Here is a 16,140-nt window from a genome sequence, read left to right on the forward strand (position 1 = left end):
CGTAACAAAAACTCGGCTGCCCCGTATCGCAAACCGTTGATTGATTCGCGATGAAACGGTTTTACTCGGTAAAAACTCGGTCGGCGTGTTGCTAAGTCAGGGCGACGAGCGCCACGAACATATGGCCTCTCCAGTACGGCTCGATGTCGCGGAAGCCTGCTGCGACAAGAGCCGTTCGCAGCTCGCGCTCCGTCAACTTGGTCATGTGACCGCGGAGGCTGCTCTGCTTTTCCAGGATTTCGTCCGCGGTGAAGCCCCGCCTGCGCTTGAAATCCACGTAAGCGGCTTGCGCGTCGCTTTCCTGACGCGAGGTCTCGGCCAGCGTCTTCTCCGCGATGAGGAGCGCGCCCCCTTCAACCATCGAGCTCCGGATGCGCTTAAGCAAAGGCAGCTTGTCAGCCGGCCGCAGAAACAAAAGCGTCATGATGCAGCATGCCAGCGAGACGTTGTCGAATGGGTGCGTCAGCGCATCACCGACTTCGCAGCGGAAGTTCATGAAGGAATGCTTCTCCCAGCAGCGACGGAACCGCGGCTCGGTGTCGATGCCGAGGTAGTCCACATTGGGGCGTGCCGCTTGGTTCACTCGCCGGATAGCTGCGAGGGTCCGGCCGGTCGAACATCCCACGTCAATGACGGTAGTCCCCCGCTGGACGTACGTGACGGACCGGTCGACGGTGTAATCGACCAGCTGCTGGAAGCCGGGTATTGACGCGCGGATATGTGCGTCGAAAGATCCGGCGTAGTCCCCGAAGGAGAAGTCTTTCTTTGTACGGTACGTCGTCATTTCAGCGACTCTCTGTAAGGTTTCAACATTTTTCGGTAGATGCTCTCGGCAATCGCTTCGGTCACGAAGGGAGTGACCATGCGGCATATCCTTTCCGCCGCTTGCCCGAGCGTGCCGGTGAGCGCGTAATCGTCGGGAAGGCCGGTCAGGCGCTTCAGTTCGGGGATAGTGAACTTGCGGTCGTGCTCGGGATGGATGGCGCCAGCCAATCCGCTCGGTTGCTGCCCCGTGACCGTCAGCGTCGGCGCGGGCAGATCGTACGAGCACCGCGTGAGCGTATAGTTGCCGGTGACCTGAAGGCCCACGTGGTTGGGCCGCAACAGCCGGGGCGGGTTCTTCGGCAACCTAGAGGCGGCCGTCGCGATCGTGGTCGTCCGCGCCGAGGCGATCCATGGCCGCACGTCATCGTGCGACTGGTTTAGCCCAGCAAACGCATCACGGATCGTTGTGCCCGTATGCGTCGGGTTGGGAAACAGCAACGACGTCGCGAACTCGCTCGTGATGCCGACGGCTTCGGCGACGTCCTTGCGAACGGCCAGGACGAACAGCCGGCGTCGGGTCTGCGGAACGCCGAAGTCGTTCGCGGACAAGACGCGCCATGTCACGACGAATTCTGCGCTCAGCATCTTGAGCAAGGCATTGAATATCGCTTCCCCGCGGGAGGCGAGCGCAGGCACATTCTCCATCACGACGACCTTCGGGCGCGCGATCAGGGCGAACCTCGCGAACTCGAAGGGCAGCATCGAGATGTCCTTTTGGGTCCGGTCCGAGTACGCTTTCAGCACGCCCGGCTCCGTTGGTCCGTTTCCGGCCGTGCTGAACTCGGAGCACGGCGGAGACCCGTCGAGCAGGTCCAGCTCACCCACCATTAGGCCGACCGTCATCAGGAAGGCGATTATGTCCGCCGGATCTCGAAGAAGGTCGCGGATCTCCCTAGTGTCGATGAGAGTTCCTGGGAAATTACGTGAGTAGGTGCGAGCGGCTTCCGCGACGAATTCATTGATCGCCCGGACGTCTCCGCCGGCCAGCCTGTATCCCATTGAGGATCCGCCGCCGCCCGCGAACAGCGAAACGACAGTGAAGCGCTTCCGCAACGACGCCGCATGAACCTCAGCCATCGTCGGACGGCGGACGTTGGCGCCGCGAGCCCGGATCACGGTCGCCTTGCGAAGCGGGGGAGCCGTGGCCAGTTCATTGAGATACTGGTCCGGATTTGCGCGCACCTCCGACGCCCAGCGCTTGCAGAGCGCGCTCACGGTCGCGTACTTCGTCTCAAACCGATTGATAATCGGATCGTCCACCAACGTCTCAAAGAGCTCGTGGACGCCGCCCCCCTTCTGCAGCTTGACGCCCTTGGCTACCAAACCCTGAGGAAGACGGCGAAAAGCGTCGGCAAAGATCTTTCTGATGACAGGCTTGTCGAGCGGCGACAGCTCGCCGTGGGAGAACTGGCGAAAGAACCGGCGCACCGGTTCGGCGATGGACGGGTCGATCAGCCGTTTCCCGAGTGCCGAAGCAATCCGAGTAGCGAACCAGAACGTGTCGGGCGAGTGCAGGGCGTCCGACTTCGCATACTTTGCCTCACGCAAGGCGTCGAAATGCACCTGCAGTTCGGCGCGGGAGAGCCCGACTCGCTTGAGCCGGGCCATCTCCATATTGTCTTCCCGCGTGTTGCCCAAGTGATCGTCAAAGTTCCAGCCCGTGAAGATATCGCATTCTGCCACTTCGGGGATGACGTGAGCGATCGGGTATGTGACCTCGAACTGGGTCTTCTTCGAGCAACCGTGTTGGATCGCTAGCCGCAGGAAGGCCGCTCTCAATCCCGCGGTCGGCACGCGAACGACCCGAAGCGGCCAGCCCATGTGGCGGGCTATCGCTTCTGCCGCTGGCCGCTCAACCGACGGGATACCGTCGAGTTCATAGGTGTAGGCGACTACTTCCTTGCCAACCTCCTGACAAACATAACCGACAACAACGCTATCCGCCCCACCAGAAAGCAGTAGGGCGACACGACTGCAGGAACTCCGCGCGAGAACTTGTTGGCGGAGAATAGTTCGAAGATCGTCACTCATCGGACGGTCGGCCTTTCCGCCCAGTTCTCGTCACCGATGAGGCTTAACCAGCCGTCAGCCCTCGCTTCGGCGAACAACTGAACCTTCACCACACAGCTCGGGAAAAAGGATTCGGCGAGGACCAGAACGTTCTTGGCCGACGGAAAGGCCGAAAGGTGGCGGGGCCGGAATTTCCCACGCTTGGCGACCACGATGACTTCGCGGTCCGTGATTTCGGGCTGATGTACCGGGCTCTCAAAGAAGAGCCCCTGAGGGGCGCCGAACCCCAGCAGAGGCATCAGCGTTAGTTCGATGGTCCCCATCAAGAGGATGGGGACGATCGCAACGAAACCGGCGTCGTCGGCCGGAGGCGGACGCCGCAGGCACTCGTCCAATGCGTCCACGCGGCCATACTCATTGGCGAAGAAACGCGCGTCCTGTGACGTCAGGCGTAGCGCGAACAGCTGAGCCGAGCCGTCGTTCTGCGCGGGTGGCTGGGACCCGTGTGCAGTATCTTGCGGCGGCTTCAAGGCCGCGCGCGCTTTAATTACGTCGTCGCGGGTCGCTTCGGAGTGCTTCGACAGCTCTTCTACCGCTCGGTCGAAGCCTACCTCTTCGATCAAGAGACAAATCTGATAGATGATAGAGTAGTGAGCCGGCAGAAGAGGCAGGAGCGACTCCTGCAGGAGCGTCTGCGCAAGACGTCCGATCTTCGCCAACATCGCCAGCTTTCCGTTGGCCTTAAGCCGAGCTAGCACATCGTTTTCCGAGAGCACCCGTTTGGCGACGAGCCGACCTAAAAACGCATCAAACAATTCGGGCTGTTCAGCAAAGGTCTCCAGTCCGGCAACCAAATGGAAGCAGGCGAGTACAAGGGATTCGGCGGCATTAACCCAATGCTGAGCGACTTTATCAGCAGCGGCTTCTGCCGCTACTGCAGCCGGACACTGGGCGTCAGGTGACAAAGCGTTGTCGCTGATGCCAGAAAGGAGGCGATCAGCCATTCGCTCGGCCCGGTCCTCTCCATCATTTGCCGCGAGGCTCATGATTTGTCCCCGGTCCTGGTGGCCAGGCCGGCCCGGGGTATTCCTTCCTCGATAAGCTTGCGGACGTCCTCAGCGCGCCACGCGGAGGCGCGCCCGAGCTTAATGGGGGCAGGCACGCGGCCTTCTTTGATCGCGCTATAGAAGCTAGACTTCGACAGAGGCAGCGGGCCGCCCGGGTGCAAAATGTCCTTCAGGCGCAGCAGTCGAGGGGCAGGATAAAGCGATTGCATCGCGGTGTCTCCTCCGACCGCCGGAATGGCGATCGCAAGCGGAGCATCGGCGATTTCTTGCCCGATCTTTGCAATTGCAGCTGCAATTGCAAAATTATTTCAGCAGTGCGGCTGCACTCATTAGATGCTTTTCAATCGTGCGCTGATCCAGGCGTTGGTCAAGCGCCTCGAGAATATCGAAGAGCTGCTTGGCGAGACTTTTCAGGTTGGTGTTGCCAACTCGCCTCCTCACTAATTCCAGGTCGTCCCCATCCCATTTGACGACTGATCTGATGAACAAAGCCAGAATAACCTTCGTCAGACTTACTTGCTCCCTTCCTTTTGCACCCAGCGCTTTCGTATTACCGGCGTCAGCTGCATTTTGGGATACGTCCTCTTGCGACGGCTCATCTTCTTTGCCGCGGTCTGCAATCTCAGCCTCAAAACTCTTAACTTGGTGCCAGACGCTTCCGGGGAAGTCCACGCCGGTTCGCTTGGCCCATTCGAGGTACATGCTTGGTGGGAAAAAATCAGGCAATTGGCCGCGCCGCTGGACCTCAATGATTTCCTCTCTCAAGTTGTCGATCGCTGTTTCAAGCGCGAGATGCGCCTCATACGCGGCGTCTTCTTCAGGAACGGGGTAAAGGTCGTCATCGTAAGCACTGCTAATTGCAGGATCTCGAAAAAAGGAAATGGAAGCTGCTTGGTGAGCATCCCAATACCACTCCCTAGACCACCTAGCGAGGTCCAAGTCATACCGTTCATGTCGGAGGTCTGCTTCATACAAGGATTGCCGCTCGATCTTGATAAACCGTCCCTCGGCGATTTCTTCATACATCCAGAAATCACAACTTAGTCGCTTAGCCACCGGTGCTCTCGCTGCTGATGTAGTGATCCCACGCACGCATCAACTCTGCGCGCTTATCAAATAAATCGCCCCTTCGATAAGCTGCTTCTGTCTTGTCCCTAATAGAATGGGCCAAAGCCATTTCGCATACTTCTCTAGGGAAGTTTGTGCACTCGGCCGCCCAATCTCGAAACGCCGAGCGAAAGCCGTGAGCGGTGAAGTTCGCCTCCATTCTACGGAGAATCATCAAGAACACCATATTCGACATGGGCATGCCGACGGTGCGCCCCGGAAAGATCAACGGCGAACCGTCGCTTCTTTCCCGGGCGGATCGAAGCAGCGACACAGCTCGCGGCCCTAGTGGCACGCGATGTTCCCTGCCTGCCTTCATCCTTTCTTCTGGTATCGTCCATACCGATGCCTCCGAATCAATCTCGGACCATCCTGCGCGCAAAACTTCGTTTGTTCGCGCCGCCGTCAAGATCAAGAACTCGAAAGCGAGCCGAGCGAAATAGTTTGTGGGGACCTCCGGCAGCCGTCGAACGAACTGCGGTACTTCCGCGTAGGCGATGGCGCTGAAGTGACCGCGCTTCCCATTCTGACGGGGTAGGCCCTTCGCAACACCCTCCACAGGGTTGTCACCGCTTCGATAGCCGGCCGCCTTGGCCCAATCCAAGACCACGGATATCCGCTGGCGGACGCGGCGGGCAGTCTCAGGCTTCGAGAGCCATATTGGTGAAAGGGCGCGGAGCACGTCGGACGTTTCAATCCGGTCCACCCGCTTGTCGCCCATAACGGGAAAAGCGTATGCTGACAAGCTCTTCAACCACTGCGAAGCGCTCTTTCCATCCTTCCAACCAGCTCGCCGCTGGTCCAGCGTGGTGCGCGCGGCCTCTGCAAATGTGGGAACTATCGCAAGGCCTGAACGCTTGGCGGCAATGGGATCGCCGCCCTCCCTTGCAAGCTTTCGATACTCGATCGCTTTGCCCCGAGCCTCGGCTAGCGAGACAAGGCGCAGACTGCCGAGTCCCATGTCCCTTCGTTTCCCCTGGACGACGGTCCGCAGCACCCAACGTTTTGCGCCGGACTTGTCGACGACGAGGTAAAGGCCGTTCCCGTCGGCATATCGGCCGGGTTGGGAAAGGCTGTTGATTCGAACGGGGGTGAGGGCCTTCTGAGGGTGCTTGCGGCGGGCTTCCATACCACAATCCATACCACAAAAATTTCTGGATTGGGCAGGTTTTGATTGAACCTTCCTGGACGTAGGGCAGAGTTATACAATTGAAATAATGGGTCTATTTGGACGCCGTCGGACACTCATGGACGATAACGATAAGGACACTCTCTCCGCCACCCGCTCAAATCAATGGCGCCGGCTTATTTGCCTTCGGGGCCAGCAATCGTCGCCAAGCGTCCGAGCAGGGCCGCCTCGGCCCTGGAAGTCAGACGGTAGCCTTCCGCCATCTCGGCCATGTCGCCGCGGGCGACGCACGCGTCCCACCAGTCCCTCACGAAGCCCTCGGCGTACCCGCGCGTGTTGAAGCCGTAAGGTTCGGTGACAAGGTCGAAAGCGATCATCAGCTCGTAACAAGGCGAGTCGTAGGAGGCGCCGGTCTCGGGACGGCCTACGAAAGCTTCGAAGGATCTGGCCGTACGGAGGCTCGAATAAAGCCAGAACATCAGTCCATACATCAGATGTGAGCGCTCGTCGTCGTGCAGGGCAAAGAAGCCTTTCTCGTCCACGATCTGCCGGGCCAAGGTGCGCAACATTCGCTCGCCGTGCGGCAGACGGTCGCCGACGGCGGCCAAGGCTCGCACCACGATTGGCGATAACGTTCCCCGCTCGACGGTCGCGATCGCAGCGGCCCGATCCTCCTCAGCAGTGTCGTACTCGGACTCCTCGACCAAGCCGCGAATGAAGGTCTCGAAGTCCGGCGCGACGACGACGATACGGCAGTCATCCTCCTGGTCGACGTACACGACCTGCGGCTCGCCCCGCTTTCCGCAGCTCCGGTAGTCCAGCATGATCAGTTCGTGGCCGCCGGCCGGCGTGTCGGCGATTCCGACGCCAATCGGCGGGTAGCCCCATTCCTCGATCATGAACTTGGCGCCAAACTTCCCGGCGAGTGAATAGGTGGACGTACGGCCAAGAGCGAAGAGCCCCTCGATAGCCACGTGGTCCTCCGCCCAGCCTGTACGCTCCTTCATTGGATGGCAGTTGCGCTTGACCATTCCGCCATTGTGGCGCCGTGCGAGGTCGACATAGGCCGCCGGCAGCCGATACCCTCCGATTTCATGCTCAATGGAGGCGATCAGCTCGTCGGTCGGCGGAGGCTCGACATAGTTCTCCAGGGAATACGGACAGTCATTCCAGAAGCCTTCGAAGTCGAAGTCGTCAAAGAGCCGTTTCGTCGCCATCTTCATTACCTCGTCATGTTACGAGGCGTGTCTAAGCGCCCAGTAGCCAGGACCGTTGATTGCCGCCCTTCGGAATGAAAACAGCTTATACGTCAATCAGGATTGACTGACACTCTCTCCGCCATTTGCTGCCGCTCATAACGGTTTGGTTGCAGGCTCGAGTCCCGCCGGTGCGGTTGAGGCGCTTAGTTGCTTTCATTGCTGGGCAGCGGCTTCATATTCGTGAGGTCATGCCCTCAGGAGCTTATTCCGTGCCGCAAGCGATCCTATCCGCGCAGAGCCGACCCCTCCGTTCCCGTGCCGAGTTAGCCTCCATCATCATAAGCGCCTATGAGCGCATCGAGCGGGACCGGCACCGCAATTGCTGGATCTATGTGCGGCCCATGGAAGAAGCGCTGGCTGAGGTTGATGCACTTGTGCAACGAGCGGAAGAGGGTGAAGTCCTGCCGCTCCTTGGCGTGCCATTCGGCGTCAAGGACAATATTGACGTTGAGGCCATGCCAACGACAGCAGCCTGCCCGTCATTCGAATATAGGGCTGCGCAATCGGCTAGATGCGTCGAGAAATTGGCGGCCGCGGGTGCGATCTGTCTTGGCAAAACCAACCTGGATCAGTTCGCAACCGGACTGTCCGGCGCCCGCTCCCCTTACGGCGCCTGTTCCAGTGCGGCGGACGATCTGTATGTCTCCGGTGGTTCGAGCTCCGGCTCGGCTGCTGCCGTAGCATCCGGCCATGTTGCCTTCGCTCTCGGCACAGATACCGGCGGCTCAGGCCGGATTCCCGCGGGTTTCAACGGAATCATCGGGATCAAGCCAACCGTCGGCCTCGTCTCGTCTCGGGGACTTGTGCCGAACTGTCCGACGCTCGATTGTCCCTCGATCTTCTGCAATTCCATTGCCGAAGGTCGAATTCTGCTCGGGTTGATCGAAGGATTCGACGACAGTGATCCCTTTAGCCGCCAACGGATTGCCTCGTCCTTCCCATCTCCTCGCAAATTCCGGTTCGGCCAGGTCCCTGTCGGTCATCTCAATTCATTCGGCATGCCGGAATGCGATGACCTTTACAGGCAGGCCTGCACGAGGCTTTCGGGATTGGGAGGTCAAGCCAGGAACATTGACTTCGCGCCTTTCGCCGAAGCCGGTGAAATGCTCTTTTCAGGGCCTTGGATTGCCGAACGTCATGCGGCGATCAGCAAGCTCATGAACATCGATCATGGAGACCTGCTTGACGTCATCCGCAACGTGCTGAGCGGAGCTGCCCGGTTTTCCGCAACAGATGCATTCGCCGCGCAACATCGACTTTGGAAGCTGCGACGCCAGATCCAAACGCTTTTCGAGGAGATCGATGTTCTGGTGGTACCGACCGCGCCACGCCCCTTCACGATTGCGGAGATGATGGAAGATCCCATCACGCTCAACAACCGCCTCGGTTACTACTCCTATTTTGCCAATCTCGTGGACTTGTGCGCGGTGTCGGTTCCCAATGCAACGCTCGGCAACGGCATGCCGATGGGTATCACTTTGCTGGCACCTGCGTGGCGCGACCATGTTGTTCTCGACCTTGCCGAACGATGGCTGCCCGATGCGAAGGCCAGACTGTTCGATCTAAAGGAATATCCGAAGGCCGCCTCCTAGACCACTTCGAGATCGAGGGCGCGCAGATTGAGGATCACAATCAGGCCCCGGTGATAACGGATGACGCCTCTTGCCTGCATGCGGGAAAGCTGCACCGTCACCCATTGGCGGGTTGAGCCGATCAGATTGGCGAGATCACCATGCGTGAACGGGATCCCGATCACGATCTCGCGGCCCTGCTGCGAACCGTAGATCTTCGAGAGGAAGACCAACAGACGATGCAGCCGCTCGGTCACCGAGCGGGTCCCCAGCATTTGCGCCATGGCCGAGTAGCACCGTGCCTTGAAGGCGAGCGCATCCAGCAGCGCGACTGCGATACTTGCCGATTGAAGCGCCAGCGCGCAGGGCTGGGCCGGGCAAGAACGTCACTCGGCTTCGTTCCACTGCAACCGAAGACCATACGTGGGCACCAGTACCGAACAGATCGGGGCCGCCGACGAAATTGCCGGCGAACCAGTAGGCCAGCGTCACCTCGCGTCCGGAAGGCGCCGCGTAGTAGCTGCGAATACGCCCCTCTTCGATCAGATAAATGCCGTTCTGCAGATCGCCCTGACGCCAGACATGCTTGCCTGCCGGCAGGACCTCCTCGCGGCCGATGGCGAGGACACGGCGCCGGTCAGCCTCACACAACGGATCCAACAAGCTCGGCAGCGACCCGACCAGAGCATCCGATCCCGCCAGCATGATGCCGGTCGCATTCCTGAGACTTGCCGCTGACATCTGCTCGCTCCCCTGCCGCCGCAGGGGAAAGCTATTCAAGAGCCATGCCAGAACATATCGTCAGGCGCCTACGTCTTGATTTCCATCTGCTCGAAGGCCCTGCGGCCTTCCGAGCGGATCAGGTCAAGGCAATCCCGCTTGAGGGCGAGATAGGCGGCCTCCGCGACAATGGCGCTGGAGCGCGGCCGCGGCAGGCTCACCTGAAGATCCCTGAGGATGCGGCCAGGTCCGGCGCTCATGATCAGCACACGGTCAGAGAGAAGGATCGCTTCATCGATGTCGTGTGTGACGAAGACGATTGTTGCATTGATCCGCTCGCGGAGCTCGAGCAGATTGTCCTGCATGACCGCCCGGGTCTGCGCATCCAGCGCTCCGAACGGCTCGTCCATCAACAGGACACGCGGTTGATTGGCGAGGGCACGGGCAATCGCAACCCGCTGCTGCATGCCCCCGGATAGCGTGTGCGGATATGCCGACGCAAATCTGGTCAGGCCGATCATCTCGATGAGACCGTCGGCAATCCGCAGCGCCTCCGCTTTCGGCTTGCCGAGAGCGCGGGGCCCGTGCGCGATATTCCGGCGCACCGATTTCCACGGAAACAGATGTGGCTGCTGGAAGACCATTCCGATCTCGGGTCGTGGCTTGCGCATTGCTTCGCCGGCCATGAGCACCTGGCCTCCGAACGGCCGCTCGAGGCCGGCCATTGCATTCAGCAGCGTGGACTTGCCGCAGCCGGATGGACCGACGATCGAGACGAATTCCCCCTGGGCTACTGCCAGGGATACGCGGTCGACTGCGATGACCTGCCCGCTCGGCGCATCGAAGACGATGCTCAAATCCTCGACCCGGATGATCGCCTGACGCGCCGCGGCGGACGGCGGGTACGTATCCACGAGCCTGAGCGGCTGGTCTGGACGAAGCAGGCTCGGGATCATCGCCACCACACAGCACGTTCGGCAAGAATTGCGAAGGAACGGTCGGCGATGAAGGAAAGCAGCCCGAGAGCCGCCAGCCCGCCCATGACCTGACCCGTTTGCATGTTCTGTTGCGCAATTTCGATACGATAAACGATACCGGCGAACGCTCCCGCCAACTCGGCGGCGACCAGCGTGTAGAAGGAGATGCTCACCGCGGTTCGAAGACCGACCGTGATATAGGGCAGCGCGCCAAGAAGGACGATCTCCCACAGCATCTGCGGTTGCGGCGTGCCGAGCATCTGGGCGGCTCGGATAAGTCCGTGGTCGACTTTCTGCACCCCGATGTGGGTCGCCAGCCATACCGTGAAGAACACGCCCCAAACGACCAGGAAAAGCTTGCCTGTCTCCGAGAGGCCAAACCAAAGGATGACGATCGGCACGAAGGCTATGGGAGGAATTGGGCGAAGGATGTGAAACAAGGGCGAAAGCAGGCTGGACACCAGCCGAAACCGGCCGGTCAGGATGCCGAGCACGATTCCGCCCGCGGCCCCGATGGCAAATCCCGCGGCCACGCGCGCGAGGCTCGCCATCAGGTCGGCGAAGAATTGTCCGCTGCGAATCCATTCGAGAACGGCAACGGCGACGGTCGATGGCGGCGGAAACAGCACGGTGTTCACGATGCCGGAGCGCGCAACCAGTTCCCACATGCCTGTGAAGGCGGGCACGGAGAGGACGGCGACCAGTACGCTCAGCCGTTCGGTCGCGCTGCTGCGTCTGCCGACGCTCACGGGCGTGCCCCCAGCGTGACGCGAGCTGAATCGAGCGCCTTCAGCGGCGCCGTCACCAGGACTTTCGTGAAATCGGGCATGCTCGCTCCAGGGGGATGATTGCCGGTCTCGAGCCGCCAGGCGGCATGGGTTTTCAGAGTCGTGAGAATCCTGTCGTCGAGGCGCACATGGTAGACGTAGTCCGTCCAGATCGACGCCAATTCATCGCGTTTCATCCCAGTCGCCGCTGCGATGACGTCGATTGCTTCACCCGGATTCGCCTTGAGCCAGCCCTCGGCTTCGATGAGGGACGCCAGGAACTTGCTGACGATCGCCGGGTTGGCGGCGAGGTAAGACTGCGTCACGACGATATTGAAGGTCTCCGAGTAGAGACCTTTGGTATCAAGCGGGATCGCGCCTTCGCCGAGAGCCTTCTTCGCATTCGCGACGTGTGGCTCCCAGGTGTCGAATGCGTCGATGCTGCCGGCCGCCATCGCAGGGAGCATCTCCTGCGGTCGCAGGTTGACGAGCGTCACGTCCTTCGACGTCAGGCCCGCCGCTTTCAACAGAACCGAGGTGTAGACCTCGCTGCCGGTTCCGGCCGTGAAGGCGATTCGCTTTCCACGCAGATCGGCCTTCGTCTTGATTCCGGCAGAAGCTGCGGTCATGGTCTTGAGATCCGAATATTCCATCCCCGCCACGAAGGCGATGGGCTGTTGCGCCATCGCGGCCGCCGTGACCGGCGCCTCGGCTGTTGTCGCGAAATCCGCCCCTCCCCCAAGCACCGTATCGAGGCACTGCTTCCCGCTGGTGAAGTTGGAGACCGAGATGTCGAGCCCGTGCTTGGCGAAAAGGCCCTTCGCATTGGCAACGATCGCCAGTCCCGAGATCGGCCCAAGATTCTGGGCGAGCCGCGCCTTCAGCAATTCCTCGGCCGTCGCGCGCTCGGACGGCGCAAACAGGAAGGACGCAGATAGCACGAACACGGCGAAGCGAAGAGCAGTTGTTGATCGCATGCCAAACCCCTGTGATGCCGGCGATCGGAGGTGATCGACCTTGACGACAGGATCGTCTGAAGATCGAAGATCATGAAGCAATTAATCGACAAGGCCCTGCTGTCCACTTTTTGCGCAAGCAAAACAGCTTCCGACCGTGATCGGGGCAATAAATTCATCAAGCTGCTCACACCTTGGGCGCAGCATGGCCTGCGGCAGCGGCGCTCTGCTGGCTTTCGCCAAGCCCGACGCCGAATTCAATCAGAACCGATCGGGATTTCGGTACCGTTGCGTGCGCGGCGAAACCAGGCCCACGTCTGCCGCGTCACTGCGATGTAGCCCGGGCCCCGATAGACGATCCGATCGGCGACGATCCGGTTCAGTTTCGGCAGCGCATGGAAAGGAATCGAAGGATAGGCATGGTGTTCGACATGATAGGGCATGTTCCATGCGAACCAGCGCACGAACCTGGCGGTATAGGTGGTGCGGGTGTTCTGGAAGGCGCTGCGCGTGCGATCGCAGCCGGTGTGTTCGGCAAGCAGATACGGACGCAGAAACAATTGACCGACGATCACGGGGACGACCCAGACCCACAACAGGATCAAGGTGTGCAACGCGATCGATGCCAGCAACAGCGCGACGTAGCCTGCCAGATGGAGACGCGCCTCTGTCACGACGATGTGGCGTTTGCCTTCGGGAATCCAGGGTGACGTGGCGTTGCCGGTCAACGCATGGCGAAGCATCAGCCCCACCCGGAAGGCAACCTGCCGCAAGCCGCTGTAGACGATCACCAATTGCGCGTCCGAGGTCGGGATCGGAACCGACAGCAGTTCCGGATCCCTCTTTGGATCCTGCGTATACCGATGATGATCCCAGTGGAATAAACAGTAATATTCGTAAGGCAAGCCGACCGCGAACGAGGAGAGATGACCGAAGACGAGATTAAGCGCCCGGCTGCGAAATGCCGTCTTGTGGGCGGTCTCGTGGACCACCATGAACAGGAATGCGACAAAGTAGCCTTGGACGACCACCAGCGGCAACGCCCAGACGATTCCGTATTGCGATGAGACCAGCCAGATCAGCGCGCCGACAACGACGATCACGCCGTAGTGGCTGGCCGCGCGGATCAGACCCTGCCAATCGGACCGCACCGACAATTCGCGCAGCATGGCTGGAGTCAGCGGCTTCTCTCCGGTGGCAGTGATGGCATTGCTCATGATCGTGGTCGCCTCTTTTTCGGAATCGCACACTTGACCGTGCTCGTGAGGACGCTGGAATTGGCCAAGCACAGGCCGACCCTAGGAAGCGCGGCCGCAATGCAGAAGCAATTTATTTCGCCGGCGTTGGCTCGCCCGGCATCCCTGGACTGACACTCTCCTCGCCAGCCTTCGCAAACGACGTTTGCGCAAGGCTGGCGCGCCGAAGCCCGCAGGCCGAAGGCGGACTCGGTGCCGTTTGCTTCGGCTCGGCAAGCCTGCCGGGGGCAAGCTTCTCCTGCGCCCTCCGCCGCCGCTTCACCCCACCAGCTTCCACTTCCCATCCCCGGTCCGCTTCAACGCGGGGTCGCTCACCCGCACGTGCTCGGCGAGGAAATCGATGAACGCGCGCACGCGTGCCGGGAGCGGGGCGGTGTGGCCGACATAGACGGCGTGGATGTCTTCGCGGTCGCCGGGATTGTAGCCTTGCAGCACCGGGACGAGGCGGCCGGATTCGATGTCGGGGCCGATGTGGAAGAGCGCGAGGCGCGCGAGACCGACACTGCCGAGGCAGAGGCGGCGGGCGGCTTCGCCGTCGCTGGCGCGCGCGACCGGCGGGGGCAGGGCCTCCTCGGCGTGGTCGCCACGCCTGAACGGCCAGCCGCGGATGCTGCGTGGAAAGGTCCAGCCGATGCCGCGGTGGTCGGCGAGATCGGCCGGAATCTTGGGCATGCCGCAGCGGGCGAGATAATCCGGCGCCCCGACCACGACCATGCGGCTGGTGCCGAGCTTTCGCGCGACCAGCCGCGAGGCGCGCAGCGGACCGACGCGGATGGCGACGTCCGCGCGCTCCTGCATCAGGTCGATCACCGTATCGGTCAGCACGAGATCGAGCGTGACGTCGGGATGCTGGGCCAGAAACCGCGGGATCAACGGCATCACATGCAGCATGCCGAAGGGGATGTTGCAATTGACCGTGAGGCGGCCGCGCGGCGCCGCGCCCGAGGCCGCCTCGCGCTCGGCCTCCTCCATCTCGGCGAGGATGCGCAACGATCGCTCGTAGAAGGCCTGGCCTTCCGCCGTCAGCGTCAGCTTGCGCGTGGTGCGGTTGACGAGCCGCGCGCCGAGGCGCGCCTCCAGACGCGAGATCAGCTTGCTGACGCCCGATGGCGTCAGGCGCAGCTTTCGCGCGGCCTGGGTGAAGCCGCCGAGGTCCACGACGCGGACGAAGACCTCCATCTCGGCCGAGCGGTTGGTGTCGAAACGGGCCATGAATTCACGTCACAAATGATTGGATTGCGGACATTCTAATGGTTTGGCGGCAGCGCAGCTATCTGCGTGGCTCGTCTCATCCCTTGGAGCAACGCATGCCTCCTGCCGTCCTCGCGCTCACCGCCGGTGCCTTCGGCATCGGCACCACCGAATTCATCATCATGGGCTTGCTGCTGCAGGTCGCCGCCGACATGCACGTCTCGGTGCCGGTCGCGGGCCTGCTGATATCAGGCTATGCGCTCGGCGTGTTCGTCGGCGCGCCGGTGCTGACGCTGGCGACGCGGCGGATGCCGCGGAAAACCGTGCTGCTGGCGTTGATGGCGATCTTCACGCTCGGCAATGCGGCTTGCGCGCTCGCACCCACCTACGAATTGCTGATGGCCGCGCGGGTGCTGACCTCCCTCGCCCACGGCACGTTCTTCGGCGTCGGCTCGGTGGTGGCCACCAGCCTCGTCGCCGAGGACAAGCGTGCGTCTGCGATCGCCACCATGTTCATCGGCCTGACGGTCGCGACGCTCCTGGGCGTGCCCTTCGGTGCCTGGCTCGGCCTGATGCTCGGCTGGCGCGCGGCGTTCTGGGCGGTGACTGTCATCGGCGTGATCGCGTTTGCGGTCGTCGCCGCGCTCGTCCCCGGCCATGTCGGCGATGGCGACAAGCCGATCTCGCTTGCCGAGGAAGTGGCCGTGCTCGGCCGTCCGCAGGTGCTGCTCGGTCTTGCCATGACCGTGTTCGGCTTCGCCGGACTGTTCGTCGTCTTCACCTATATCCAGCCGATCCTGACGCGCTTCACCGGCTTTTCGGAGGCTGCCGTCTCGCCGATCCTGCTGGTGTTCGGCGTCGGCCTTGGGATCGGCAATATCGCCGGCGGCAAGCTTGCGGACCGCGGCCTCGCACGGGCCTTGACCGGCACGCTTGCCGCGCTTGCGATCGTGCTGCTCGGCCTGGCGGCCGTGCTGTCGATCAAGATCCTGTCCGTCGCGCTGATCCTGCTACTCGGCACCGCCGCCTTCGCGACCGTCGCGCCGCTTCAGCTTCGCGTGCTGGAAGCCGCAGGTCCCAGCGGCCGGACGCTCGCCTCCAGCCTCAACATCGCCGCGTTCAATCTCGGCAACGCGCTCGGCGCCTGGGTAGGCGGCGTCACCATCGACCGCGGGCTCGGCCTTTCGGCGCTGCCGCTGGTCGCGGCCGGCATCACCGCCATTGGCCTCGTTCTGGCGCTGTGGAGTCTCCGGCTCGATCCCGCGCCGGCAACCGTCGCGGCGTGCCCGGCGGAATAGGAGAGCG

General features: G+C 61.7%; 16 protein-coding genes. 2 read left to right on the forward strand and 14 right to left on the reverse strand.

Going from position 1 to position 16,140, the window contains the following annotated elements:
- Positions 1-91 precede the first annotated feature (91 nt).
- The 7 genes from N2605_RS00220 to N2605_RS00250 form a co-directional block, all read right to left on the reverse strand.
- Positions 92-784, reverse strand: coding sequence for a methyltransferase domain-containing protein (locus tag N2605_RS00220; protein ID WP_260345512.1), 693 nt, complete (start codon positions 782-784; stop codon positions 92-94).
- Positions 781-2,856: a DNA cytosine methyltransferase gene (locus tag N2605_RS00225; protein ID WP_260345513.1), complete on the reverse strand. Its 2,076-nt coding sequence runs from the start codon at positions 2,854-2,856 to the stop codon at positions 781-783. Before N2605_RS00225 ends, N2605_RS00220 begins: the two co-directional genes overlap by 4 nt.
- Positions 2,853-3,881 carry a hypothetical protein gene (locus N2605_RS00230; RefSeq protein WP_260345514.1) on the reverse strand — a complete coding sequence of 343 codons (1,029 nt, stop codon included), beginning with the start codon at positions 3,879-3,881 and terminating at the stop codon, positions 2,853-2,855. The genes N2605_RS00225 and N2605_RS00230 overlap by 4 nt, the downstream gene beginning before the upstream one ends.
- The gene (locus tag N2605_RS00235) at positions 3,878-4,111 is read right to left on the reverse strand and encodes a helix-turn-helix transcriptional regulator (RefSeq protein WP_260345515.1); all 234 of its coding nucleotides are present in this window, start codon (positions 4,109-4,111) and stop codon (positions 3,878-3,880) included. The genes N2605_RS00230 and N2605_RS00235 overlap by 4 nt, the downstream gene beginning before the upstream one ends.
- A gap of 94 nt (positions 4,112-4,205) precedes the next feature.
- Positions 4,206-4,928 (reverse strand): hypothetical protein, encoded by a 723-nt coding sequence (locus N2605_RS00240; protein ID WP_260345516.1) that lies wholly within the window; start codon positions 4,926-4,928, stop codon positions 4,206-4,208.
- A gap of 22 nt (positions 4,929-4,950) precedes the next feature.
- Positions 4,951-6,138 (reverse strand): tyrosine-type recombinase/integrase, encoded by a 1,188-nt coding sequence (locus N2605_RS00245; protein ID WP_260345517.1) that lies wholly within the window; start codon positions 6,136-6,138, stop codon positions 4,951-4,953.
- Between the two features lie 176 nt (positions 6,139-6,314).
- Positions 6,315-7,361 carry an SMI1/KNR4 family protein gene (locus N2605_RS00250; RefSeq protein WP_051057219.1) on the reverse strand — a complete coding sequence of 349 codons (1,047 nt, stop codon included), beginning with the start codon at positions 7,359-7,361 and terminating at the stop codon, positions 6,315-6,317.
- Positions 7,362-7,606: 245 nt separating this feature from the next.
- Between N2605_RS00250 and atzF the strand changes: the two genes are divergently transcribed.
- On the forward strand, positions 7,607-8,989 hold the full coding sequence (gene atzF / locus N2605_RS00255) for an allophanate hydrolase (RefSeq protein WP_225137202.1): 1,383 nt from the start codon (positions 7,607-7,609) through the stop codon (positions 8,987-8,989).
- Here the strand turns inward: atzF and N2605_RS00260 are convergent.
- The 7 genes from N2605_RS00260 to N2605_RS00295 form a co-directional block, all read right to left on the reverse strand.
- Positions 8,986-9,225, reverse strand: a complete 240-nt coding sequence (locus N2605_RS00260; RefSeq protein WP_260345518.1) for a Crp/Fnr family transcriptional regulator — start codon at positions 9,223-9,225, stop codon at positions 8,986-8,988. The two genes, atzF and N2605_RS00260, sit on opposite strands and share 4 nt — an antisense overlap.
- Entirely contained in the window at positions 9,125-9,709 is a 585-nt protein-coding gene (locus N2605_RS00265; protein WP_341850357.1) for a Crp/Fnr family transcriptional regulator, read from the reverse strand. The genes N2605_RS00260 and N2605_RS00265 overlap by 101 nt, the downstream gene beginning before the upstream one ends.
- Before the next feature lie 68 nt (positions 9,710-9,777).
- Positions 9,778-10,653, reverse strand: coding sequence for an ABC transporter ATP-binding protein (locus tag N2605_RS00275; RefSeq protein WP_225148645.1), 876 nt, complete (start codon positions 10,651-10,653; stop codon positions 9,778-9,780).
- Positions 10,641-11,414: an ABC transporter permease gene (locus tag N2605_RS00280; protein ID WP_225172740.1), complete on the reverse strand. Its 774-nt coding sequence runs from the start codon at positions 11,412-11,414 to the stop codon at positions 10,641-10,643. Before N2605_RS00280 ends, N2605_RS00275 begins: the two co-directional genes overlap by 13 nt.
- Positions 11,411-12,409: an ABC transporter substrate-binding protein gene (locus tag N2605_RS00285; protein WP_225148647.1), complete on the reverse strand. Its 999-nt coding sequence runs from the start codon at positions 12,407-12,409 to the stop codon at positions 11,411-11,413. The genes N2605_RS00280 and N2605_RS00285 overlap by 4 nt, the downstream gene beginning before the upstream one ends.
- A 236-nt stretch (positions 12,410-12,645) precedes the next feature.
- On the reverse strand, positions 12,646-13,605 hold the full coding sequence (locus N2605_RS00290) for a fatty acid desaturase (RefSeq protein WP_225148648.1): 960 nt from the start codon (positions 13,603-13,605) through the stop codon (positions 12,646-12,648).
- Between the two features lie 297 nt (positions 13,606-13,902).
- On the reverse strand, positions 13,903-14,856 hold the full coding sequence (locus N2605_RS00295; protein ID WP_109141763.1) for a LysR family transcriptional regulator: 954 nt from the start codon (positions 14,854-14,856) through the stop codon (positions 13,903-13,905).
- 95 nt (positions 14,857-14,951) lie between these two features.
- Between N2605_RS00295 and N2605_RS00300 the strand changes: the two genes are divergently transcribed.
- Positions 14,952-16,133 (forward strand): MFS transporter, encoded by a 1,182-nt coding sequence (locus N2605_RS00300; RefSeq protein ID WP_260345519.1) that lies wholly within the window; start codon positions 14,952-14,954, stop codon positions 16,131-16,133.
- Positions 16,134-16,140: the final 7 nt, after the last annotated feature.

It is taken from the genome of Bradyrhizobium yuanmingense, assembly GCF_025200905.1.
GTDB classification, from domain to species: Bacteria; Pseudomonadota; Alphaproteobacteria; order Rhizobiales; family Xanthobacteraceae; genus Bradyrhizobium; species Bradyrhizobium yuanmingense.